The organism is Tianweitania aestuarii (assembly GCF_018457165.1).
Classification (GTDB): Bacteria; Pseudomonadota; Alphaproteobacteria; order Rhizobiales; family Rhizobiaceae; genus Tianweitania; species Tianweitania aestuarii.
The window spans coordinates 1,547,998-1,568,858 of the sequence record NZ_JAFMNX010000001.1 but is presented as its reverse complement, the minus strand read 5'-3'; the positions used below and the strand labels follow the sequence as shown (position 1 = coordinate 1,568,858).

Annotated in this window: 24 protein-coding genes; 12 read left to right on the top strand and 12 right to left on the bottom strand. The window is 61.1% G+C overall.

Features of this window, described 5'->3' with window-relative positions; all coding sequences use genetic code 11:
* Nucleotides 1–60: 60 nt before the first annotated feature.
* The 5 genes from JYU29_RS07710 to JYU29_RS07690 all read left to right on the top strand — a co-directional run bounded on the left by JYU29_RS07710 (nt 61) and on the right by JYU29_RS07690 (nt 4,700).
* Entirely contained in the window at nt 61–939 is an 879-nt protein-coding gene (locus JYU29_RS07710; protein ID WP_213984079.1) for a P63C domain-containing protein, read from the top strand.
* A 1,286-nt stretch (nt 940–2,225) separates the two neighbouring features.
* A complete protein-coding gene (locus JYU29_RS07705; protein ID WP_213984078.1) occupies nt 2,226–2,432 on the top strand; it encodes a YMGG-like glycine zipper-containing protein in 207 nt (68 codons plus the stop codon).
* Nucleotides 2,433–2,620: 188 nt separating this feature from the next.
* Nucleotides 2,621–3,109 (top strand): DUF4112 domain-containing protein, encoded by a 489-nt coding sequence (locus tag JYU29_RS07700; protein ID WP_213984077.1) that lies wholly within the window; start codon nt 2,621–2,623, stop codon nt 3,107–3,109.
* A gap of 78 nt (nt 3,110–3,187) precedes the next feature.
* Nucleotides 3,188–4,366: a glycosyltransferase family 4 protein gene (locus JYU29_RS07695; protein ID WP_213984076.1), complete on the top strand. Its 1,179-nt coding sequence runs from the start codon at nt 3,188–3,190 to the stop codon at nt 4,364–4,366.
* A gap of 46 nt (nt 4,367–4,412) precedes the next feature.
* A complete protein-coding gene (locus tag JYU29_RS07690; protein WP_213984075.1) occupies nt 4,413–4,700 on the top strand; it encodes a hypothetical protein in 288 nt (95 codons plus the stop codon).
* A gap of 3 nt (nt 4,701–4,703) precedes the next feature.
* Here JYU29_RS07690 and JYU29_RS07685 read toward each other — a convergent pair whose 3' ends face one another.
* Nucleotides 4,704–5,699 carry a heparan-alpha-glucosaminide N-acetyltransferase gene (locus tag JYU29_RS07685; protein ID WP_213984074.1) on the bottom strand — a complete coding sequence of 332 codons (996 nt, stop codon included), beginning with the start codon at nt 5,697–5,699 and terminating at the stop codon, nt 4,704–4,706.
* Nucleotides 5,700–5,837: 138 nt separating this feature from the next.
* Here JYU29_RS07685 and JYU29_RS07680 point away from each other — a divergent pair, with 138 nt between their 5' ends.
* Nucleotides 5,838–7,613, top strand: coding sequence for an SLC13 family permease (locus tag JYU29_RS07680; RefSeq protein WP_213984073.1), 1,776 nt, complete (start codon nt 5,838–5,840; stop codon nt 7,611–7,613).
* Nucleotides 7,614–7,635: 22 nt separating this feature from the next.
* Here the strand turns inward: JYU29_RS07680 and JYU29_RS07675 are convergent, their stop codons facing one another.
* Nucleotides 7,636–9,168 carry an acyl-CoA carboxylase subunit beta gene (locus JYU29_RS07675; protein ID WP_213984072.1) on the bottom strand — a complete coding sequence of 511 codons (1,533 nt, stop codon included), beginning with the start codon at nt 9,166–9,168 and terminating at the stop codon, nt 7,636–7,638.
* 112 nt (nt 9,169–9,280) lie between these two features.
* Nucleotides 9,281–9,721 (bottom strand): VOC family protein, encoded by a 441-nt coding sequence (locus JYU29_RS07670; protein WP_213984071.1) that lies wholly within the window; start codon nt 9,719–9,721, stop codon nt 9,281–9,283.
* Nucleotides 9,722–9,983: 262 nt separating this feature from the next.
* Between JYU29_RS07670 and JYU29_RS07665 the strand changes: the two genes are divergently transcribed.
* The 3 genes from JYU29_RS07665 to JYU29_RS07655 are packed head-to-tail and all read left to right on the top strand — an operon-like array spanning nt 9,984 to nt 11,860.
* Nucleotides 9,984–10,547: a cold-shock protein gene (locus JYU29_RS07665; protein ID WP_213984070.1), complete on the top strand. Its 564-nt coding sequence runs from the start codon at nt 9,984–9,986 to the stop codon at nt 10,545–10,547.
* A gap of 32 nt (nt 10,548–10,579) precedes the next feature.
* Nucleotides 10,580–11,089, top strand: coding sequence for a DUF192 domain-containing protein (locus JYU29_RS07660; protein WP_347879864.1), 510 nt, complete (start codon nt 10,580–10,582; stop codon nt 11,087–11,089).
* Between the two features lie 12 nt (nt 11,090–11,101).
* Nucleotides 11,102–11,860 carry an alpha/beta fold hydrolase gene (locus tag JYU29_RS07655; RefSeq protein ID WP_213984069.1) on the top strand — a complete coding sequence of 253 codons (759 nt, stop codon included), beginning with the start codon at nt 11,102–11,104 and terminating at the stop codon, nt 11,858–11,860.
* A 6-nt stretch (nt 11,861–11,866) separates the two neighbouring features.
* Here JYU29_RS07655 and JYU29_RS07650 read toward each other — a convergent pair whose 3' ends face one another.
* Complete coding sequence (locus JYU29_RS07650; protein WP_213984068.1) at nt 11,867–12,667, bottom strand: enoyl-CoA hydratase-related protein; 801 nt, start codon at nt 12,665–12,667, stop codon at nt 11,867–11,869.
* A gap of 127 nt (nt 12,668–12,794) precedes the next feature.
* Here JYU29_RS07650 and cysE point away from each other — a divergent pair, with 127 nt between their 5' ends.
* Both cysE and JYU29_RS07640 read left to right on the top strand, forming a co-directional pair.
* Entirely contained in the window at nt 12,795–13,643 is an 849-nt protein-coding gene (gene cysE, locus JYU29_RS07645) for a serine O-acetyltransferase (protein WP_213984067.1), read from the top strand.
* Between the two features lie 93 nt (nt 13,644–13,736).
* Nucleotides 13,737–13,943 (top strand): DUF3126 family protein, encoded by a 207-nt coding sequence (locus tag JYU29_RS07640; RefSeq protein ID WP_213984066.1) that lies wholly within the window; start codon nt 13,737–13,739, stop codon nt 13,941–13,943.
* A 38-nt stretch (nt 13,944–13,981) separates the two neighbouring features.
* Here JYU29_RS07640 and JYU29_RS07635 read toward each other — a convergent pair whose 3' ends face one another.
* The gene (locus JYU29_RS07635; protein ID WP_213984065.1) at nt 13,982–14,698 is read right to left on the bottom strand and encodes a hypothetical protein; all 717 of its coding nucleotides are present in this window, start codon (nt 14,696–14,698) and stop codon (nt 13,982–13,984) included.
* A gap of 101 nt (nt 14,699–14,799) precedes the next feature.
* Between JYU29_RS07635 and JYU29_RS07630 the strand changes: the two genes are divergently transcribed.
* Complete coding sequence (locus JYU29_RS07630; RefSeq protein WP_213984064.1) at nt 14,800–15,330, top strand: gamma carbonic anhydrase family protein; 531 nt, start codon at nt 14,800–14,802, stop codon at nt 15,328–15,330.
* A gap of 95 nt (nt 15,331–15,425) precedes the next feature.
* Here the strand turns inward: JYU29_RS07630 and JYU29_RS07625 are convergent, their stop codons facing one another.
* The 7 genes from JYU29_RS07625 to JYU29_RS07595 all read right to left on the bottom strand — a co-directional run bounded on the left by JYU29_RS07625 (nt 15,426) and on the right by JYU29_RS07595 (nt 20,821).
* Nucleotides 15,426–16,034, bottom strand: coding sequence for a transglutaminase-like cysteine peptidase (locus JYU29_RS07625; RefSeq protein ID WP_213984063.1), 609 nt, complete (start codon nt 16,032–16,034; stop codon nt 15,426–15,428).
* A 192-nt stretch (nt 16,035–16,226) separates the two neighbouring features.
* Entirely contained in the window at nt 16,227–16,853 is a 627-nt protein-coding gene (locus JYU29_RS07620) for a PilZ domain-containing protein (protein WP_213984062.1), read from the bottom strand.
* A gap of 158 nt (nt 16,854–17,011) precedes the next feature.
* Nucleotides 17,012–17,626, bottom strand: a complete 615-nt coding sequence (aat, locus tag JYU29_RS07615) for a leucyl/phenylalanyl-tRNA--protein transferase (RefSeq protein WP_213984061.1) — start codon at nt 17,624–17,626, stop codon at nt 17,012–17,014.
* A gap of 10 nt (nt 17,627–17,636) precedes the next feature.
* Complete coding sequence (accC, locus tag JYU29_RS07610) at nt 17,637–18,980, bottom strand: acetyl-CoA carboxylase biotin carboxylase subunit (protein WP_213984060.1); 1,344 nt, start codon at nt 18,978–18,980, stop codon at nt 17,637–17,639.
* Nucleotides 18,981–18,984: 4 nt separating this feature from the next.
* Complete coding sequence (gene accB / locus JYU29_RS07605; protein WP_213984059.1) at nt 18,985–19,452, bottom strand: acetyl-CoA carboxylase biotin carboxyl carrier protein; 468 nt, start codon at nt 19,450–19,452, stop codon at nt 18,985–18,987.
* 35 nt (nt 19,453–19,487) lie between these two features.
* On the bottom strand, nt 19,488–19,925 hold the full coding sequence (aroQ, locus tag JYU29_RS07600; protein ID WP_213984058.1) for a type II 3-dehydroquinate dehydratase: 438 nt from the start codon (nt 19,923–19,925) through the stop codon (nt 19,488–19,490).
* Between the two features lie 107 nt (nt 19,926–20,032).
* Nucleotides 20,033–20,821, bottom strand: a complete 789-nt coding sequence (locus JYU29_RS07595) for a DsbA family protein (RefSeq protein WP_213984057.1) — start codon at nt 20,819–20,821, stop codon at nt 20,033–20,035.
* Between the last annotated feature and the right edge of the window lie 40 nt (nt 20,822–20,861).

Genomic DNA, 20,861 nt, shown 5'->3' with positions numbered 1-20,861 from the left:
GGCCAAGTTTGGCCGTAAGTTGCTTATGGAACAGATCATGATCAAATAAAGGCAGAAAACATGTTGGAAGCAACTTACTCTACTAAGCATGGATCCCCCGAAAAGCCCTTGAGGATCGGGGAGATCCTCATTGAGTGCTACGTACTCGATGATGGTAGACGCGTTCTCCTTTACTCTGACATTCAACGTGCAATCGGCCTTGCTGAAGGCGGGTCGATGGTTGCAGGGAAGACAAGGCTTGAGCACTTTGTTTCCGGAAGTCGCTTAGCGCGAGTCGTAAGCACGCAGGTGCGAGATTTACTCGCAAAGCCAATTCGGTTCAGGAAGCCGGTTACCGGGCACATTGCTTACGGTGTTGAGGCTCAGGCGCTACCTGCCATTTGTGAGGCTGTTGTTAGCGCGGCACGTCTCGGCATTTTGCAAGAACAGCAGCTTTTCATCGCGCATCAATGCGAGGTGATACTCTCCGGTCTAACTGTCGTTGGGATCGTTGCTCTCGTTGACGAAACAACCGGATTTCAGAAAGTTCGGGAAGAGGGTGAATTAAGGCGCATACTTGAAGCCTACGTTCGTGCTGAACATCGTCCGTGGTTAAAGTCAGTGCCGAACGATTTTTTTAAGGAGTTGTTTCGGGTGTATGGCTGGAAGTACACCAGCGGCAGCCGTGGTCCACGTTATGCTGGTAAGCTTGTGCGGCAGCTTATCTACAAGCATCTTCCCAAGCCCGTTTTGCCTGCCTTAGATCAACGGAATCCCGCCGATTCAAATTGGCAGCGAAAACAACGTCACCATCAGCTACTAACTGACGGAATTGGTCTCGAACATTTTAAAGCGCAATTGGTGGGTGTAATGGCCCTATTAAGAGCTTCCAGTAGCAAAGCTGAATTTCTGAGGCTGTACAACAGGGCCTATGGCGCACAGACTGAACTTGATCTGTGACGTGCGCTCGTCCCTTCTCCCCTTGTGGGAGAAGGTGGCTGAGCGCAGCGAAGTCGGATGAGGGGTGTTCCAGCTTGGCTATGCCGGTGGACAAAAACTCATCCGTCTCGCCGCTGACGCGTCGATCCACCTTCTCCCACAAGGGGAGAAGGCCACGCACTCCACCGTCCCACACCTTCGTCATCCTTGGGCGGAGCCGCAGCGCAAGCGGAGGCGCAGACCCGAGGATCCATGCCTGGACCGCTCCCGCATCGCCAACGGTGCCGATCAGCCGTTGCACATGGCTCGTCCTGTTTCGGCATGGATCCTCGGAAACGAGCCCGAGGATGACGAAGCGGGGAAGGTGCGGTTCTTCCCTTCTCCCCTTGTGGGAGAAGGTGGCTGAGCGAAGCGAAGTCGGATGAGGGGTGTTCCAGCTTGGCACCCACACCGCCGCACGCGTGAACCGACCCGCCGCTGACGCGTCGATACACCTTCTCCCACAAGAGGAGAAGGTCACGCCTACATCGTCCCCGTCGCTAAGACTTCAACGTATCAGCTCGTGTTTGAGCAGAGAGCCTGGAAGCCTTTCACCTCCGGCTTACATGGAAAATTACAACATGTAGTAAGGTGCTAGGATAAAATCGCAATTTGTGCCGGATCTGACGCAACTAGTGTGCTTCATCGACGTTCTTCATGTTCATCAAAGGAGATGAAGATGTCTAAGAATGAGCAGACTGGAAAGAAAGCTGGCACCGCGGCCTCAAAGACATTGCGTGACGGCCGTACGTCAGACACCTCGAAGACTGCCGCTGCGTCGGCGTTAGCTCAGCGTCCTGATAAGAAAAAGTGACGCCGTTGAGCGAAGCGAAGTCGGATGAGGGGTGTTCCAGCTTGTCAACGCACCGCCGCACCCCTCAACCGTCCCGCCGCTGACGCGGTGATCCGCCGCCCGGGGCAAGTCACGGGCCTTGCTCGCCCTTCGAGCCCCACACGGGGCAAAGGCCGCGCCTGCATCAGCGTCCCACCCCTTCGTCATCCTTGGGCGCAGCCGCAGCGCATGCGGAGGCGCAGACCCGAGGATCCATGCCTGACTACCCCCCGCATCGCCAACGGTGCCGACCAGCCGTAGCCCTTGGCAACTTGCGTCCGCTTGCCCGAACCATCACCGGCGCAAAGGCGCCAAGCCGTGCCTAAACGCAGCCAACCTGAACACGATAATGTGCATCTCCATCAAACAACCAAAAATGGGGAACCAGAGCGCGCCCGATGTGTTTGCATTTTCATCAACATAGGGAAAACTCATAATGACCAAGATGCTTGCCGCTGCTTTTATCCTCGGTGCAGCTTTCACGAGCGCCGGATGCACCACGACTGAAAAGACGGTCGGCGGCGCAGCGGCTGGCGGTGTTGGTGGCGCAGTCGTCGGCAATGCGATCGGCGGCACGGGCGGCGCGGTGATCGGCGGTGTCGGTGGTGCGGTTGCCGGTGGCGCAATCGGCCGCAACATGTAACCGCAAGCTACAAGCGCGCTTTTGAAAACGGGATGATGAGGCAGGGTCTTGTGCACCCGCCCCATCGTCCCAATATTCGTGTCGTCGGGGTCCGGGCCCCTCTGGTTGCGGTTTTCACACCGCAGCGATGTCGGACCCTCTCACTACACAAGCCGGTGATCCCAGGCTTGCATTGAGAGGAGTTTCGTATGCCTACCATTCAAGACATGATGTTCGGTCAGAAGGGCTTCTTCACAAAGCAGGAGCCGTCGGCCGAAAGCGATGCCGCAGCCATTGCGCGCCTCGATCGTCTGTCCATCATCCTCGACAGCGCCATCCGCGTTCCGATCATCGGCACGCGCATCGGTCTCGATCCCATCCTGAACTTCGTGCCGGTTGCCGGCGTGGTCGTCGCCAAGTCGCTGACGGCCTACATCATCTGGGAAGCCCACCGCCTCGGCGTGCCGAAGCGTGTGCTAGGCCGTATGCTCGCCAATCTCGGCATCGATTTCGGCATCAGCATCGTGCCGCTCGCCGGCTGGGTCGGTGACGCCTTCTTCCGCGCCAACCTGCGCAATGTCGCACTTCTCAAGGCGCATCTGCACGAGCGTTCCGGCACGCATCGCGTCAAGGAAACCGCCGCGCATCATGCGAGCACGCCAATCATCGACGGCGAATGGGTGCGCAACGCCCGCTGACGGCGGGACTTGGCAGGATTGCGGGGAACCGGCGGCACGTTCCAGGCTTGTTCTGACCCAACGGGTACAAGCCAAAGCATGCCGCCCTCTTTATCCGACACGATTGTCGTCATTTCCGATTTCCGCGACGGCTGGCCGCCCGAACTGCTCGGTGGCACGCAAGACGATGCAAAACAGTGCTGGCTTGACGGCCATCGCGCACCGCCTCCGGGGGCGGGCGCAACGCCTGCCCAGCGCGAAAGGCTCGACGTCACCGGCGGCTACCTTGAGCGCCTGCCACTCGCCGCCATCAAGGCCGGCCTCGCAGACCGCGCCGAGATCTGGCACCACTGGCGCCCATCCACGCCGCCGCCCTTCAGCGAAGATCACGCGCTCCTTGCCCGCCGCGCCTTCCACCTCGACGGCGAAGACGCACCCTTCTGCTCCACCGACATGCTCGGCTTCATCGCAGCCTATGGCGCACCGAAGATCCTGTGCGTCTGGGGTCTCGGCGTCGACGAGCGCATCCTCGAAGCCTGCCGCGACAGCTTCAAGATCTACAACTCCATCGACGCCCCCGCCTTCCGCATCCCCGATGATGTCGGCCGCCATTTCGATCTCGTGCTGACCGGCGCCGAATGGCAAAGCGAAGAAGTCCGCGCCAGGCTTCCCGGCATGGAGTGCCTCGTGCTCCCCATCGGCCCCGACTTCGCCGATCCCCAGACCTTCCGCCCATTAGGCACAACCAAGCCCTATGACGTGATCTACGTCGCCGCCGCGCAAGGCTACAAGCGCCACGACATACTGTTCGATGCCCTCCAAAAGCGTCCGGGAACGCGCGCGCTGTGCGTTTTCGGCTATGGCGAAATGGCCGATCATCTGCGCCATCAAGCTGCCGAGCGCGGTTTGGACGTGAGTTTCGTCGGCCCCCCTGGCGTGCCGTTCGACGAGGTCAACCGCCTGATGAACCAGGCTCGCATCGGCGTCGTTTGCGGGATCGATGACGGCGCGCCCGCCATCCTCACCGAATACATGCTGGCCGGTCTGCCCGTTCTCGCCAATGCCGGCCTGCGCTGCGGCCTGCAATACATCACTGCCGACACCGGCATGACCGCCGATCCCGACCGCTTCCACGAGGGCATCGATGCGCTGCTGGCCAAAGCCGACACGATGCAGCCGCGCCCCACCGTGCTTGCCCACTGGACGTGGGATCACTCGATCCAGCATCTGGCAAAGCATCAACGCCCGGAACAAGCCCGGCGCTCGCCGGTTGCGTGACTAGCGGGCAGGTTTTTCGCCCGAAACAAGGAAGGAAACCAACATCATGGCTGGAACCCCTTATTCCCCAGGCAGCACCCCCAACGGCCTCAGCGAAGCCAACAAGGAGGGCGCTGGCGTCAACCTGCAATCCCACGCGCAGGACGCAAAGCCCAACGCCGCGTCACAGCCTGGCGACGCCAAAGGCAACGGCGACACCGCCGTTGAAGGCGACGCGCGCGGTCAGTTCGTTCATTCAAAGGAAGGACGCGAAAACAACGGCGTCACCAGCGCCAGCCCCCGCGTCACCACCGGCACGGACGACGCGACGTTCGAGAACGATCCGGGCAACTAGGGTCTAGTCGTCGGGTTGATCGAATTCGAGGAGATCGGTGTTGCCGGTACAGGTGGCGGCGATCTCCTGCAGCCGCGTTTGCTGCGTCGCGTCACCGGCGTTTCGATCAAGCCCGGCAATGCCGCCGGGCATCGTTTCCACGCCTTCCATCACGCAGCCGCAATAGCGCGTGCAGAAGGCCTGATCCCGCACCTCCACGCATTGCCGCTCGCACGCCTGACTGAACCCGACGCGCGGATCCGGCGCAGGTGGCGGTGCGATCTGCGCGGCCAGCCAGACGAGCGAAATCAGAAGCGGCTGGTGGATGAGGTAGAAAGCCAGGCTGTGCCGGCCGCCAGCTTCCAGAACTCGCAGCGGCCGAGCCGGCGTCCATGAGCGCATGCGATCGAAGATGCCGAAATGCTGCGCCGTCTTTGCCGCCGCCATTCCCAAAAGCACGGCGCCGAACCAGGGAAACAGCGGCACGTAGTCATTGGAGTGCGGGTTCACCGTCGACAAACCCACCCACCACAGCCAGGGCGTGTCGAAGAGTGCCGAACGCAGGAAAAACGGTCCCGCAATCATCAAGGCCGCGATCCCGGCCAGCATCCATGCCGGGAAGCGCAAAAACAGCACACCCAGCAGGCTCGCCAGCGCGATCTGGTGAAGGATGCCGAAGAAGATGAAGCCGCCTGGCACCGCGAACCAGGTGACGAGCGAGATCGCAGCGGCTGCCAGCGCCACCTGCCCAAGGCGGATCAGGAAGGGTCGCCAGCGCACCCCGCGGGCATGCGCCAGAACGAGGCTGACCCCGACCAGGAACAGGAAGCTCGACGCGATGCAGCGCGCAAAGATCTTCCAGCCACCGAAGGCCGTGAGACCGGGCTCGACATAGCCGAAGAATTCGAGGTCCCAGGTGAAGTGGTAGATGGCCATCGCAACCAGCGCGATTCCACGCGCTACATCGATGGCGCGGATGCGGCTGGAAGCGGGGCGTGGTGCAGGAACGGGTTCGACCATGATGGGTCCCTTCTGCCGCAAGCGTGGTCGCGAAGATAGCGGCATCATGGTTCGCCCTGCGCTTCGGGATCTTTTTTGCTGACGACCGAACGTTTTTGTTCCATGGGCGTTTGTGGCTGCCAGGGGATCGCTGACCACATGACATTTCCGCAAATCTGCTCATTTGCCGTCATCGCTTTGATGATGGTCGCTTTCGTGTGGGGTCGCTTCCGCTACGACCTCGTGGCTGCTGTGGCGCTGTTGGCGTCGATCGCGGTGGGTATCGTCAAGCCGGAAGATGCCTTCTCAGGCTTCAGCGACGACATCGTCATTATTGTCGGCAGCGCGCTGCTTGTGAGTGCCGGTGTCGCTCGTTCGGGCATCATGGAATTGCTGATCCAGCGCTATTTCCCGAAGATCTCGACGGTTCGATTGCAGCTCGTCATGCTCGTCGTGATCGTCACCGTTCTGTCGGCCTTTGTGAAGAACATCGGCGCGCTGGCCATCATGATCCCGATTGCGTTTCAGTTCGCCAAGCGCAGCAAGGTCTCGCCCTCGGTGTTCCTGATGCCAATGGCTTTCGGTTCGCTGCTTGGCGGTCTGATGACGCAGATCGGCACGTCGCCCAACATCATCGTGTCGCGACTTCGGGAGGAGATCACCGGCACGCCCTTCACCATGTTCGATTTCACCCCCGTGGGTGGTGCGCTTGCTCTTGTCGGCGTCATTTTCTTGGCTTTCGGATACAAGCTCTTGCCCCAGCGCACCCGCGAAACGGCGAGCCTGGACGAGGCGATCGACATCAAGAACTATGTTTCGGAAGCCCGCATCACGCAGAAGTCTGCCTTGCTCGGCAAGACGATCGCGGACCTACTGAACGCTGCCGCCGGCGGCGCGACGGTGACCTCGATCCTGCGGGCAAAAGGCACCCGTGTCACCCCGCTGCCGGACGTCGTGCTGCGCGATGGCGACATCGTGGTTCTGGAAGGCGATCCCGAAGCCCTCGATCGTCTGGTGGCGCAGGAAGGTCTTTCCGTAACCGGCGACCGCGACGTGAAAGGCGCCAAGCCTGCCTCGGAAATCACGGCCATCGAAGCGGTGGTTGGTGAAAACTCGCCGCTCATCGGCTGGTCGGCGAAACAGCTTTCGCTGTTTGACCGCTACAACACCAATCTGCTTGCCGTCAGCCGTAAGGGCAGCCGCATCACCGAGCGTTTGAACGAGGTCAAGTTCCGCATTGGCGATGTGATCGTGCTTCAAGGCGAGCGTGACGCGATCCCCGGCATGCTGCGTGAATTCGGCTGCTTGCCTCTCGCCGAACGCTCGATCCTTCTCGGCAGCGTACGGCGCGGCTTGGTTCCGCTGGCAATCCTGATGCTGGCGATGGGAGCAACCGCAACCGGAGCTCTGCCGGTCGCAGTCGCTTTCTTTGCCGCCGCTGTCGGCATGGTGCTGTTCAAGGTCGTGCCGACACGCGAAGTCTATGGCGCGATGGATGGCCCGATCCTCGTCATGCTTGCCGCCCTGATCCCGGTCTCGGAATCGCTGAGCGCAACCGGCGCGACCGACCTGATCGCTAGCGGCCTGGTCGTGATCGGCTCCATGCTCCCGCCTTATGGCGCGCTCGGTCTGGTGATCATTGCCGCGATGGCCGTGACGCCATTCCTGAACAATGCAGCGACCGTGCTCGTGATGGCCCCGATCGCCGCCAGCTATGCGAGCGGCCTCGGCTTCAAGCCCGATGCCTTCCTGATGGCGGTCGCCATCGGTGCCGGCTGTGATTTCCTCACGCCGATCGGCCACCAGTGCAACACGCTGGTGATGGGGCCGGGTGGTTACAGGTTCAGCGACTATCCGCGCCTGGGATTGCCGCTGTCGATCATCGTGGTGGTAGTCGCCGTGCCGGTTCTGATGATCGTCTGGCCGCTGAACTGATCCTTCAGAAGCAACATCCCGCTCAAAGCGGGATGTTGTCGTGCTTCTTCCAGGGGTTCGTCAGGTCCTTGTTGCGCAGCATGCGCAACGCCCGCGCAATCCGCTTGCGGGTCGAGTGCGGCATGATCACTTCGTCGATATAGCCACGCTCGGCTGCCACGAAGGGCGACAGAAAGCGATCTTCATAGCCCTTGGTATGTGCGGCGATCTTGTCTGCGTCGCCGATATCCTTGCGATAGATGATCTCCACCGCACCCTTGGCGCCCATCACAGCGATCTGGGCCGTCGGCCATGCATAGTTCATGTCGCCGCGCAGATGCTTCGACGCCATGACGTCATAAGCACCACCATAGGCTTTGCGGGTGATGACCGTGATCTTCGGCACGGTGGCTTCGGCATAAGCGAAGAGCAGCTTAGCGCCATGCTTGATGAGGCCGCCATATTCCTGCGCCGTACCCGGCAAAAAGCCCGGCACATCCACGAAGGTCACCAGCGGGATATTGAAGCAATCGCAGAAGCGCACGAAGCGCGCGGCCTTCCGGCTGGCATCGGAATCGAGCACGCCCGCAAGCACCATCGGCTGGTTGGCGACGAAGCCGACCGTGCGGCCTTCCACGCGGCCGAAGCCGGTGACGATGTTCTTGGCAAAGCTTTCCTGGATTTCGAAGAAGTCGCCTTCATCGATCGTCTTCAGGATCAGCTCCTTGATGTCGTAGGGTTTGTTCGCATTGTCCGGGATCAGCCGGTCGAGCGACAGGTCGATCTCATCGACAGGCTGGAAGGTTTCGATTTCCGGCACGGGGCTGGTATTCGACTGCGGCAGGAGATCGATGAAGCGGCGCATCTGCAGCAGCGCTTCGACATCGTTGTCGTAGGCGCCATCGGCGATGGAAGACTTGGTGGTGTGAACCGACGCGCCGCCGAGCTGTTCGGCCGTGACCGTCTCGTTCGTGACGGTTTTCACGACATCCGGTCCGGTCACGAACATGTAGGACGTGTCGCGCACCATGAAGATGAAGTCGGTCATCGCCGGCGAATACACGTCGCCGCCAGCGCACGGTCCCATGATTACGGAGATCTGCGGAATGACGCCGGATGCCAGTACATTGCGCTGGAAGATCTCGGCATAACCGCCGAGTGCTGCGACGCCTTCCTGAATGCGCGCGCCACCAGCATCGTAAAGGCCGATGATCGGCGCGCGGTTGCGCAGCGCCATTTCCTGGACCTTGATCACCTTCTCGGCATGCGCCTCCGAAAGCGAGCCGCCGAACACGGTGAAATCCTTGGCGAACAGAAAGACAGTTCGGCCGTTGATCGTGCCCCAGCCGGTGACGACGCCATCGCCGGCATATTTGGTCTTTTCCATCCCGAAGTCAGTGGAGCGATGCTCCACGAACATGTCGAACTCTTCGAAAGAGCCTTCGTCGAGAAAGATCTCGATCCGTTCGCGTGCTGTCAGCTTGCCGCGCTTGTGTTGCGCGGCAATGCGATCTTCGCCGCCGCCGGCTCGTGCCGTGGCGCGGCGGCGTTCCAGTTCCACCAGCACGTCCTTCATTCCGGATCTCCCAAACCCATCAGCCAAACGTTTGTTCGGCTGCTAGTTAGCTGTGTCTCGGTGGGAGATCAACCGGAAGAAGAACGGTGTGGCTTTGTTGCCGGGTGCCCTGTTACCAGGTGCCGGTGTTTTCCATGGAAGCCCAGGGTTCAGCCTTCTCCAGCGCCGGGCCCTTCTGAAGCAGCTCGATCGAAATGCCGTCCGGCGACTTGATGAAGGCCATGTTGCCATCGCGCGGCGGGCGGTTGATGGTGATGCCGCTGTCCATCAGGCGCTGGCAGGTGTCGTAGATATTGTCGACTTCATAGGCGAGGTGGCCGAAGTTGCGACCGCCGGCATAATCCTCGGCATCCCAGTTGTAGGTCAGCTCGAGCAGCGGCGCCTTTTCCGTGACACCGCGGTGTTCGTCTTCCGGTGCGGCCAGGAAGATCAGGGTGAAGCGGCCCTGCTGGTTTTCCATGCGACGGACTTCCACCAGCCCGAACTTCTTGACGAAGAAATCGAGTGACGCGTCGATGTCGCGGATGCGGATCATGGTGTGGAGGTAACGCATGGGGTTTATCCCGGTTGTGGTGAGGAAAGGGTGATATGGCGTCGGTCCTGCGCGATGCAAGGCGGCCGGGCGAATCCAACCTGTTGTCGATAGTACACAGCTGGTCATTCCCGCTTGTAAGCAAGTGTTAAAAAGTGGTGTGCGGGTCTTGCGCAAGCATGAGTCACCGATGCTATCTTGCCCTCGGAATCAGTGATTTGGTGTTGCGAAGGGGCTCGCGAAAATGGGGCAAAAGGCCATATCCGACCGGCATGAAGCCGGCATGGCTGACGCCGACAGCGGAGCTTCGATCGACACCATCGAAAGCACGGATGTGCTGGAGGTAGCTGGTTCGATCAAATGGTTCGATGTCGCGAAAGGCTTCGGCTTCATTCTGCCGGATCAACCCGGTCTTGGTGACGTGCTTTTGCATGTGACGTGCCTGCGCCGCGACGGCTTCCAGACGGCGCTTGAGGGCGCGCGCGTGGTTTGCCTGGTCAAGCAGGGCGAGCGCGGACTGCAGGCGTTCAAGGTCGTGTCGATCGATCTGTCGACCGCCGTTCATCCGTCTGAGCAGCCGGCACAGCGTACCCACAACGTGGTTGCCGCCGAAAGCGGGATCGAGCGCGCTTTGGTGAAGTGGTTCAACCGCACCAAGGGCTTCGGCTTTCTGACGCGCGGCGAGGGCACGGAAGACATTTTCGTTCACATGGAAACCCTGCGCCATTACGGCCTGACCGAGCTGCGGCCGGGGCAGGTGGTGCTGGTTCGCTTCGGGCGTAGCGGCAAGGGCTTGATGGCGGCTGAAATTCATCCTGATGTGGGAACTTTGCCGGTCGCGCACTAGATAATCGCGGGACGAACCCAGCGAGGTCCAGCGTGAGCATTTCCCGATCCACTTTCCGCGCCATTGGTCTGGCGCTCGCCTTGACCGGCGCAATTGCCAGCGTGTCCAGCGTTGCGCTGGCGCAAGATGGTCAGGCGATGATGCTGCCCGTCGACAAGGCGCCGCTTGTGGCGACCACGGCGTCCGGCAAGCAGAGTTTCACCATCGAGATCGCCGATGACGGCAACGAGCGCGAGCGCGGCCTGATGTTCCGCACGGACATGCCGGATGATCGCGGCATGTTGTTCGTGTTCGACACCAGCCGTCCGGTGGGCTTCTGGATGAAGAACACGCCCATGCCGCTCGACATGGTGTTCATTCGCGCAAACGGCACGGTCGCATCCATCCAACAGGCCGAGCCGTTTTCGGAGGCTGTGGTCTCGACCCCCGCACCGATCCGCTTCGTGTTGGAGCTGAAAGCCGGCACTGCGGCCAAGCGCGGGCTGAAGGAAGGCGACCTCCTCAGCCATCCCGTGATCGACGCGATCGCCGCCAAGAACTGAGTTTTCGACGATATGACCCAGACCTTCTTCCACAACGGCTTCGACCTTTCCTATCTGGATGAGGGCGAGGGCGATCCTGTTCTGCTGTTGCATGGTTTTGCATCCAGCATGGCGGTGAACTGGATCAACCCGGGCTGGGTCAAGACGCTGCGCGACGCCGGCTACCGCGTGCTGGCTTTCGATCACCGCGGCCACGGCAAGTCCACCAAGAGCTATGATGTCGATGCCTATCATCCGGATGCCATGGCGTCGGATGCCGTGGCGCTGCTCGATCATCTCGGGCTCGAACGGGCTCATGTGATCGGCTATTCGATGGGCGCCCGCGTGTCAGCCTTTCTCGCGCTGCAGGCGCCCGACCGCGTGGCGACGCTCGTGTTCGGCGGTCTTGGTGCCGGCATGGTGGATGGTGTAGGCGACTGGGATCCGATCGCAGAAGCCCTGGCGACCGATGATCCGGCCACGATCACTCATCCGCGCGGCAAGATGTTCCGCGCCTTTGCCGATCAAACCCGCAGCGACCGCAAGGCGCTGGCTGCCTGCATCGCACAGTCGCGCGCCGAACTCAGCCAGGCTGACATGGCGCGGATCGATCAGCCGACGCTCGTTGCCGTTGGTACTAACGACGACATCGGCGGCTCACCCGAGCGTCTCGCGGCCATGATGCCGCATGGCGAAGCCTTCGCCATCGAAGGCCGTGACCATATGCTGTCGGTCGGCGACCGCACCTTCAAGGCGCGGGTGCTCGACTTCCTCCGTGCGCATCCGCTCTGAACCGCGTCAGCGGCCCGTGAAAACCGGCTTGCGCTTTTCGCGGAAGGCACGACGCCCTTCCGCATAGTCCTCGCTGTCGAAGGTCATGTCTCCGAGCCGCTCCGCTTCCCGCATCATGGCCGGATTGTCGGACAGAAGTGCGTTGATTGCCTGCTTGGTGGCGCGGTTGGTCAAAGGAGCCGTGGCGGCAATCGAAGCGGCAAGCGCCTCCACCCGCGTATCCAGCGCTTCATCTTCGATTATCTCCAGCAGCAAGCCGGTATCGAGCGCCTGCGCGGCCGAAATCTGCTGGCCGGAATGAACGAGATAGCGCGCCAGCTGCGGCCCGGCCGCCCAAACGATGTGGCGGATGCCGTCTGCGGGATAAGCCAGCCCGAGCTTGGCTGCGGGAATGGAAAAACGCGCATCGGGCGCGGCGAGCCGCAGATCGCAGGAGATCGCCAGACCGAAGCCGCCGCCGAGACATGCGCCGCGGATCACGGCCAGCGTCGGCACCTGCGCATTGCGAAAGGCCGCAAACGCCCGCGCATTCAGCGCCTCGTAGCTGCGCGCCGTTTCGGCATCGCGCCGCACCGTTTCGAACTCGGCAATGTCGGCACCGGCCGAGAAATCGGCGCCCGCGCCGCGCAGAACCAGAAGCCGCGCATCCGCCATCGCGTCGACCTGTGCGACCGCATCGATCAGCGCGCTCCACATCGCTGCAGTGATCGCGTTCTTCTTGGCCGGGCGGTCGATGGTGATCGTCGCAACGCCCGCTCGGACGGTGAGCGAGATCGGCTGCGTTCCAACTTCTGCTTGATCTTCCATTCATTGGTTCCAATTGAAGCTGTGTTGCCGAAAATTCATTTCGGTCGGATAGGCTTTTGGCATAGGTTCCAGCATCGACCAAGCAGGGGCATTGTAGCTCCACCGGGTCGCCCTCGGAGTAGATGACATGAATATTCGCAGCGCGATCCGCCCCAGCGTGGTTGCCCCTGTCGATCCGATCTGGAATTCCGTGTGCGAGGAAGCCGCGGATGCCGTCGAGCGCGATCCGCTGCTGGCTGCCTTTTTGTTCGCGACCATTCTCAACCAGCCTTCGCTCGAGGAAGCGGTCATTCACCGTCTGTCCGAGCTGCTGAACCATCAGGATCTCGGCGCGGATCTGATTCGTCAGACCTTTATCCAGATGAACCGCGAAAATCCGGAATGGAGCGAGATCGTTCGCACCGATATTCAGGCCTATTACGATCGCGATCCGGCCTGCGACCGTTTTCTGATGCCGATCCTGTACTTCAAGGGCTTCCACGCCGTGCAGACCCATCGTCTGGCGCATTGGCTGTGGACGCAAGGGCGCAAGGACTTCGCGCTTTACCTGCAAAGCCGCTCGTCTGCGGTGTTCTCCACCGACATTCATCCCGCCGCCCGGTTCGGCCGCGGCATCTTTCTTGATCATGCAACCGGCCTGGTGGTTGGCGAAACCGCGATGGTCGAAGACAACGTCTCCCTGCTCCATGCCGTCACCCTCGGCGGCACGGGCAAGGAAGGAGGCGATCGTCACCCGAAGATCCGCCACGGCGTCCTCATCGGCGCAGGCGCCAAGATCCTCGGCAATATCGAGATCGGGCACTGCTCGCGGGTTGCGGCGGGATCGGTCGTCCTTCAATCCGTCGCGCATAACAAGACCGTGGCCGGCGTGCCGGCGCGGATCGTCGGTGAAGCGGGCTGTGCCCAACCGGCGCGGGCCATGGATCAGGCCCTGCATCCTGTTTCGCTGGACCACGTTCAGACATTCGACATCTAACGACGCATCGTCACTGCCCTATATGGGTTTACGCGCTTCCGGCTGCGTGTCAGAAGCGCGTTCCTTATTCGAAAGCCTCAGGAGTAACCGCAAATGAAACCCGACGAGATCAAGAAGCTCGACGCTTATTTCAAGCGGGTCTTCCAGAATCCCGGCCTTCAGGTGAAGGCGCGTCCGCGCAAGGACGACTCCGCCGAAGTTTATATCGGCGACGAGTTCCTCGGCATCGTCTTCAAGGACGAGGAAGAAGGCGAACTGTCCTACAACTTCTCGATGGCCATTCTCGACATCGATCTGTGATCAAGGCTTCTCCCGAAGCTCAAAAGCTGATCCGTTGATCAGCTCGGCGTGCGCAGGAATGACTGCGCTCGCTTTTTTACGGCCTCATCCAGCGCGCTCCATTGTTCAAGCAGTCCGCGCGGAAAGCGGTAGGTCAGGCTGAGCTCTTCACCCATGCGCAGGTCGCGCTCACAGGGTGCAAGCGCGGTCTCGGCAGCTTGTCCGGTCAGACAGCGCGCCACGAACGGCGTTGCGCCCGGCCCCACGACCAGCTCTTCGTTCGTATAACCCGACGTTTCCGTAAATTCGTATGCGGTCAGACCACCGTCTGTTGCGCGACCTTCCTGTTCAATGAGCTGCCGGTAGATCGGCTCAAGCCGTCCGGTCATGTCGCGCGACATGGTTGCTTCCTCGAAGGTGAGGAACAGGATGCGCTTCTCAGGTTCCGCATTGTTGAACGCATCGCGCGTTCCCGCCGTATACCCGTCCAGCTCAGGCCAGTGCAGATAAAGGTCGAGCCGATCGGTCACGCCATCGACGCGCGCTTCATCGAAGCGGATGGTGTTGGAAGGAACGGCAAGCACATTGTTGCCGATCACGATCTCGCGCAAGGTTTGGTCTTCCGTATGGCCCGACAGCGCGAGAAGAGGGCCGAGCCAGCTACCCGCCACGCTGATAAGCGCAGTCACGACAGCGACGCTGATCGCCACCGCAACGAGCCGCTTGCTCGCTCTTGTGTCGAAGAGACTGCGGCTGATGGGCGTGTGGCTGTTCATGGTGCCTGTGGCGTCCGGCTGATCGGCACGACGCGATCTTTCTCCGGCGACCATGGCTGGTTTATGGTAAAGGCAGGGTAAATGCAGTGCGGGAGGACAGCTTGCCAATCTACCAACTCGACACCACCTCGCCGGAAATCAACGACACCGCATGGATTGCGGACAATGCCGTGGTGCTCGGCAAGGTCCATCTCGGCAGCAATGTCGGCATCTGGTTCGGCGCGGTGCTGCGTGGCGACAATGAGCTCATCACGGTGGGCGATGGCTCCAATGTCCAGGAGCACACGATGATGCATACCGATATGGGTTTTCCGCTGACCGTCGGAGAGAATTGCACGATCGGTCATCGCGCGATCCTTCATGGCTGCACCATCGGAAACAACAGTCTCGTGGGCATGGGCGCCATCGTGTTGAACGGCGCCGTGATCGGCGAGAACAGTCTGGTCGGCGCGGGCGCGCTCGTGACGGAAGGCAAGGTGTTTCCGCCCAATTCCCTGATTGTCGGTTCGCCGGCCAAGGTTGTGCGCCAACTGAGCGCAGAGCAGATCGAGGGGATGCGCCAGGGTGCGCTGAACTATCAGCAGAATGCCCGTCGCTTTGCGTCGGGGCTGAAAGAAACAAGTCTAGCCTGAAAAGCAGCGGAGCCGACCCTCGGGGGAAGGGCCGGCTCCTGAACCCGGTCGTCGGGGACGGGGAGGTGGGGACTCGACCGGGTTGTGGCGCGACCCTACTGCTTCAAGCTACCAACCAGCAGGTCGCGGCCATCTTCGATGGAGACCCAGATGCCGGCATGGCGTTCGGACTGGCGTTTCAGATAGACATAATCGGTCTGATCCCAGGACAGGACGCGCGCTTCGAGATTGTCGAGCACGAAGTCGCCATGGGATGTGCGCACCGTTAGCACGGCGTGGCCGGCGCCGTTCTTCTGGCGAACCACCGTCATCAGAAGGTTGGACGACGGAATGCCGCGGTTGATCAGCATGCGGCGCTTTTCCAGCGCGTAATCCTCGCAGTCACCAACGCCTGCAGTCGGATAGGACCAGACTTCCTCGCGACCCCAGATCTCCAGATCCGTCATGGGCGTCACCATCGTGTTGACGGCGTTGTTGACGTCGATGATCGCCGACCAGACATCGCGGGTCAGCGGAACAGGTCCGGCATAGGACGTCTGCTTGGCGCACTCGTCGGCGTGGGTCTGGCAGAACTCGTAGTGACCGATCGGCTGTGTCGAGCGACCGGCCACCGGCATGAAGGACCCGGCTTCAGCCGAGCTCACTGCGGTATTCAGTCCACTCAGTAATCCTGCGGCAAGGATGAATGCCTTCCAGAATGTCATGTTTTCGTATCCCCGTTGGGAGAAACAATGACATTGACGAATTGACCGTGATCAAAGTTCGGCGGCCGCTTTTAAGCGAATTGGGTTGGAAACTGTAAAGCTTTCATTGGGCCGCTGTTTACCATTCCGACGCCGACACTTGCAGTTGCGGGCTTTTCGCCTCGATTGCCGATAATCGTCTGAAAAACAGCTTCAGAGATCGTTAGCCAAGTCGTCGGTTTGCCATTCTTCGGAGTGAGGCTGCTGCAGGTTCGCGAACTCCACGGCGACGCCGTCTTCAAGGTGACGCACGACCTGGCCGCGCATCGTTCCCAGCATGACCTGAATGCCGACAGCCGGCTTCACATTGATCTCGACCGCCGCACCGGAGAGGGAAAGATCGATGATGCGGCACTGATACTCGCGGCCATCGCTCAGCTTGAGGAAAGTCACCGGGCTTTCCGGCGTTTCACGCTCATGACGACGGTCTTCCGGCAGATCCAGTTCGTGGCGGTTCGCCAGCCAGGTCAGCTGCGCCGCCAATCTGTCGCGCTTGCGATCGGACGCAACGACGGCCATCGCGAAGCCGTCTGGAAGCGTGCGGATCACGACACCTTCGACGCGCCCGACATGATCGATGTAGACGATGACCTTTTCGCCGGGCTCGCCAGGATGGTCGCAGCGAAGGGCTGCGTCACCCGGGGACATATCCATGATCTGGCAGGGATATTCGGAATGGTCTTCCAGCATGTAACGCCCGTAGAGCTTGACGTTCATGCGCTGGAAATTACGGCGTTCGCCATCATATAGCGCCGCCCCCTCGATCGCCGCTGAGCTCATGATCGCCCTTCCCAAAGGCTTATCTTCTGATGTGAAGATGAAAGATAGAAACCTATGAGAGCATACATTAATATGCCGTAAGTTTAAAACAACGCTTTTCGCCTATCACCAGCGTTCATCTGCTTTGATGCAAGGTGAGCGGAAGACGTTCGCAGTGTTCAGAACTGCGCCGGCTCGTGTTCCAGCGCTTTTTCAAGCAGCCTTTCGTAACGTGCCCGCGGCACATCGATCGCGCCGAAGCGTTTCAGATGATCCGTGTTGAACTGCGTATCCAGAAGCTCGAAGCCGCGGTCGACCAGATGGGCCACGAGATGCGCGAGGCACACCTTGGACGCATCCGTTTCGCGCGAAAACATGCTTTCGCCGAAGAAGGCGCGGCCGAGCGTGACGCCATACAAGCCGCCCACGAGCTCGCCCTCGCGCCAGGCTTCAACCGTATGACAATGGCCGCGCGCGAAGAGTTCGCCATAGGCTTCGCGGATCGGCCCGTTGATCCAGGTCTTGTCGCGCCCTTCGCTGCTTTCGGCGCAGCCATCGATCACGCCGTTGAAGGTCGTGTCGCGGCGCACGTCGAAGCGCTCTTGCCGGATGACCTTGCGCAGGCTCTTGGGGATGTGAAAGGCGTCGAGCGGGATGATGCCGCGCTCTTCCGGCCGAACCCAGAACACTTCGGGGTCGTCGGCTTCTTCCGCCATGGGGAACACCCCGGATGCGTATGCGCGCAACAGGAGGTCGGGCGGAATCCGGTGGCCAGGTGCAAAGGGTCGGGCCACCGGACTGGTCTCAGTGATCGGCTGCGAGGTGCTTTTCGAGCCAGTGGATGTCGTAGTCGCCATTGGCGATGTCCGGATTGCCCACCAGATCGCGGAACAGCGGCAGTGTCGTGTTGATGCCGTCCACCACGAACTCGTCGAGCGCACGGCGCAGGCGCATCATGCATTCCACGCGATTACGGCCATGCACGATCAGCTTGCCGATCAGGCTGTCGTAATAAGGCGGAATGCGATAGCCGCTGTAAACGCCCGAATCGACGCGAATGCCGAGGCCGCCCGGCGTATGGAAATGCGTGATCAAACCGGGCGAGGGCACGAAGGTGCGCGCGTCTTCGGCGTTGATGCGGCATTCGATGGCATGGCCGGAAAAGCGGACTTCATCCTGCGTCAGCGAAAGCCCGCCGCCGCCGGCCACGCGGATCTGCTCATGCACGAGATCGAGGCCGGTGATCGCTTCCGTGACCGGATGCTCGACCTGCAAACGCGTGTTCATCTCGATGAAATAGAACTCGCCGTTTTCATACAGGAACTCGATCGTGCCCGCGCCGGAATAACCGAGATCGGCAATGGCGTTGGCGCAGATCATGCCGATGCGATCACGCTGCTCGGCGTTGAGAGCCGGCGAGTTGGCTTCTTCCCAGACCTTCTGGTGGCGGCGCTGCAACGAGCAGTCGCGCTCGCCGAGATGGATCGCCTTGCCCCGGCCGTCGCCCATGACCTGGACTTCGATATGGCGCGGCTTTTCCAGATACTTCTCGAGGTAAACGGCGTCGTCACCAAAGGCCGCGCCGGCTTCGGAGCGCGCGGTCGACAGCGCTTCCGACAGATCGGCTTCCGTGCGTGCGACCTTCATGCCGCGACCGCCGCCGCCGGCCGAAGCCTTGATCAGAACGGGATAGCCAATTTCGGCCGCCACGCGCTTGGCTTCCACCTCGTCGGTGATGGCGCCATCGGAGCCCGGCACGACCGGAATGCCGAGGCGCTTTGCGGTGCGCTTGGCTTCGATCTTGTCGCCCATGGTGCGGATGTGGTCACCCGAGGGGCCGATGAAGGTGATGTTGTGGGCGGCCAGAATGTCAGCGAACTTGGCGTTCTCCGACAGGAAGCCGTAGCCCGGATGGATCGCGTCGGCGCCCGTGATTTCGCAGGCAGCGACGATCTGGTGGATGTTCAGATAGCTGTCGCGGGCCGGCGGCGGTCCGATGCAGACGCTTTCATCGGCCAGGCGCACATGCATGGCGTCGGCGTCGGCCGTGGAATGCACGGCAACCGTCTGGATGCCGAGTTCCTTCGCCGCGCGCAAAACGCGAAGCGCGATCTCGCCACGGTTTGCGATGAGGATTTTCTGGAACATGGGTTTACTCGATCACCACCAGCGGCTCACCGAATTCAACCGGCTGTGCGTCTTCGCACATGATGGACACCACCGTGCCCGAGCGCGGCGCCGGGATCTGGTTCATCGTCTTCATGGCTTCGATGATGAGGAGCGTCTGGCCCTCGCGCACGGTCTGGCCGACTTCCACGAAGGGGCGGGCGCCTGGTGCGGGGGAGAGATATGCGGTGCCGACCATGGGCGACTTCACGGCGTTCTTGAGCGAATCGGCCGTTGATGCCGGTGCAGCGGCTGGTGCTGCAGATGCCGCAGCCGGAGCTGGTGCGGCTGCCATCGGTGCCGGTGCATAGGCCTGCACGGCCTGCGTCTGGCGTGCCACGCGCATTTTCAGATCACCGAATTCGACTTCGATCTCGGTGAGATTCGTGTCGTTCAGGATGCCGGCCAGATCGCGGATGAGTTGCTGATCGATGCCGTTTGGCTTGGTCGCCATGTCCGTTGTGTCCTTTGTGATAGTCTCTGCGTCGCTCATAGCCGTGCCGCCAAGGCCCGGAGCGCCAGCAGATAGCCGATCGGTCCGAGACCGCAGATAACACCCGCAACAACCAGCGACACCATGGAAGTGTGCCGGAAAGCTTCGCGGGCATGGATGTTGGAAAGATGGACCTCCACCACCGGAAGCGAGCCGATCGAGCGGAGCGCATCGTGGATGGCAATGGAAGTATGACTATAGGCGCCCGGATTGATCACGATGCCGGCGGCTTGGTCGCCGGCTTCCTGAATCCAATCGACCAGAACGCCTTCGTGGTTCGTTTGTCGAAAATCGACTTCGAGGCCGAGCGCCTGCGCTTCAGCGCTGCAATCGGCTTCGATCGCACCCAGGGTCTTGCCGCCATAGATGCCGGGCTCGCGCTTACCCAGCATGTTGAGGTTCGGACCGTTGAGAACAAAGATCGGCTTCGACATCACGTTTCCCGGTGCCCGCGTTTGCAGGCACAACCGCGCCCTCTATAAGGGCGTCAGCTTCGAACGAAAAGAGCGAACCGGGCTTTTTCCCGTGCCAGAGCGATCCCTTAGTTGACGGCGCTGACCGCTTCCACCTTGCTCTTGAGCGCATCCGCACCGATCGCACCCGAAACGACTTCGTCGCCGATGACGTAAGCGGGCGTTCCGCTGATGGCAAGCTTGTTGGCGAGTTCAAAGGTCTGCGTGAACTCTTCGACGATGGCCGGATCCTTCATGGCCTGGCGCAAGGCCGCTTCTTCCACGCCCATGCTGGCGGCAAGACGCAGTGCCGACGCTTCGCTGGCGCGACCGCTGCCGCCGAGAAGACGGATATGGAACTCGGCATATTTGTCCGCTGCGACGCGCTTGAACGCGGCAGCCACCATATGGGCCTGTTGCGAATCCGGTCCGAGGATCGGGAATTCCTTCATGATGAAGCGCAGGTCCGGATCGTCCTGTACCATCGCCTGCATGTCGGCGAGCGCGTGCTTGCAGTAGCCGCAATTGTAATCGAAGAACTCGACGACTGTCTTGCTGCCCTCCGGATTGCCGATGATCGCATCATTGGCGGACTGGTAGATCGCGGCCTTTTCGTTCTGCAGAACTTCCGCCTGCTGTTTCTGCTGCGCTTCCTGGTCGCGCGCGGTCAGGGCGGTCTGAACCTCGATCAGGATTTCTGGGTTGGACAAGAGATAGTCGCGGATGATCGATTCGGTTTCGGCCCGATCGGTGGCCTGAGCGACTTGGGGAGTGGCTTCCGGGCTCGGATCGGCATTGACCCGGCCAGCCGCATAGCCGCCGCCAAGAAGGGCAAGCGCCATGACAGTGCCTGTCAGTCCCAGGAGTATCTTTTTCATAGTCTGCGCCTTCACGGTGTTTGGTTGGGGTGTAAGCCCC

Bases quoted from the DNA above. Each gene is read 5' to 3' on its own strand.
- aroQ (WP_213984058.1), bottom strand. From the start codon at position 19,925: ATGTCGAAGCCGATCTTTGTTCTCAACGGTCCGAACCTCAACATGCTG.
- JYU29_RS07675 (WP_213984072.1), bottom strand. From the start codon at position 9,168: ATGAAGGACGTGCTGGTGGAACTGGAACGCCGCCGCGCCACGGCACGA.
- JYU29_RS07690 (WP_213984075.1), top strand. From the start codon at position 4,413: ATGGCTGGAACCCCTTATTCCCCAGGCAGCACCCCCAACGGCCTCAGC.
- JYU29_RS07680 (WP_213984073.1), top strand. From the start codon at position 5,838: ATGACATTTCCGCAAATCTGCTCATTTGCCGTCATCGCTTTGATGATG.
- JYU29_RS07665 (WP_213984070.1), top strand. From the start codon at position 9,984: ATGGCTGACGCCGACAGCGGAGCTTCGATCGACACCATCGAAAGCACG.
- JYU29_RS07685 (WP_213984074.1), bottom strand. From the start codon at position 5,699: ATGGTCGAACCCGTTCCTGCACCACGCCCCGCTTCCAGCCGCATCCGC.
- JYU29_RS07595 (WP_213984057.1), bottom strand. From the start codon at position 20,821: ATGAAAAAGATACTCCTGGGACTGACAGGCACTGTCATGGCGCTTGCC.
- accC (WP_213984060.1), bottom strand. From the start codon at position 18,980: ATGTTCCAGAAAATCCTCATCGCAAACCGTGGCGAGATCGCGCTTCGC.
- JYU29_RS07620 (WP_213984062.1), bottom strand. From the start codon at position 16,853: ATGAGCTCAGCGGCGATCGAGGGGGCGGCGCTATATGATGGCGAACGC.
- JYU29_RS07710 (WP_213984079.1), top strand. From the start codon at position 61: ATGTTGGAAGCAACTTACTCTACTAAGCATGGATCCCCCGAAAAGCCC.
- JYU29_RS07635 (WP_213984065.1), bottom strand. From the start codon at position 14,698: ATGAACAGCCACACGCCCATCAGCCGCAGTCTCTTCGACACAAGAGCG.
- cysE (WP_213984067.1), top strand. From the start codon at position 12,795: ATGAATATTCGCAGCGCGATCCGCCCCAGCGTGGTTGCCCCTGTCGAT.
- JYU29_RS07650 (WP_213984068.1), bottom strand. From the start codon at position 12,667: ATGGAAGATCAAGCAGAAGTTGGAACGCAGCCGATCTCGCTCACCGTC.
- JYU29_RS07625 (WP_213984063.1), bottom strand. From the start codon at position 16,034: ATGACATTCTGGAAGGCATTCATCCTTGCCGCAGGATTACTGAGTGGA.
- JYU29_RS07705 (WP_213984078.1), top strand. From the start codon at position 2,226: ATGACCAAGATGCTTGCCGCTGCTTTTATCCTCGGTGCAGCTTTCACG.
- JYU29_RS07695 (WP_213984076.1), top strand. From the start codon at position 3,188: ATGCCGCCCTCTTTATCCGACACGATTGTCGTCATTTCCGATTTCCGC.
- JYU29_RS07655 (WP_213984069.1), top strand. From the start codon at position 11,102: ATGACCCAGACCTTCTTCCACAACGGCTTCGACCTTTCCTATCTGGAT.
- JYU29_RS07640 (WP_213984066.1), top strand. From the start codon at position 13,737: ATGAAACCCGACGAGATCAAGAAGCTCGACGCTTATTTCAAGCGGGTC.
- accB (WP_213984059.1), bottom strand. From the start codon at position 19,452: ATGGCGACCAAGCCAAACGGCATCGATCAGCAACTCATCCGCGATCTG.
- JYU29_RS07700 (WP_213984077.1), top strand. From the start codon at position 2,621: ATGCCTACCATTCAAGACATGATGTTCGGTCAGAAGGGCTTCTTCACA.
- JYU29_RS07670 (WP_213984071.1), bottom strand. From the start codon at position 9,721: ATGCGTTACCTCCACACCATGATCCGCATCCGCGACATCGACGCGTCA.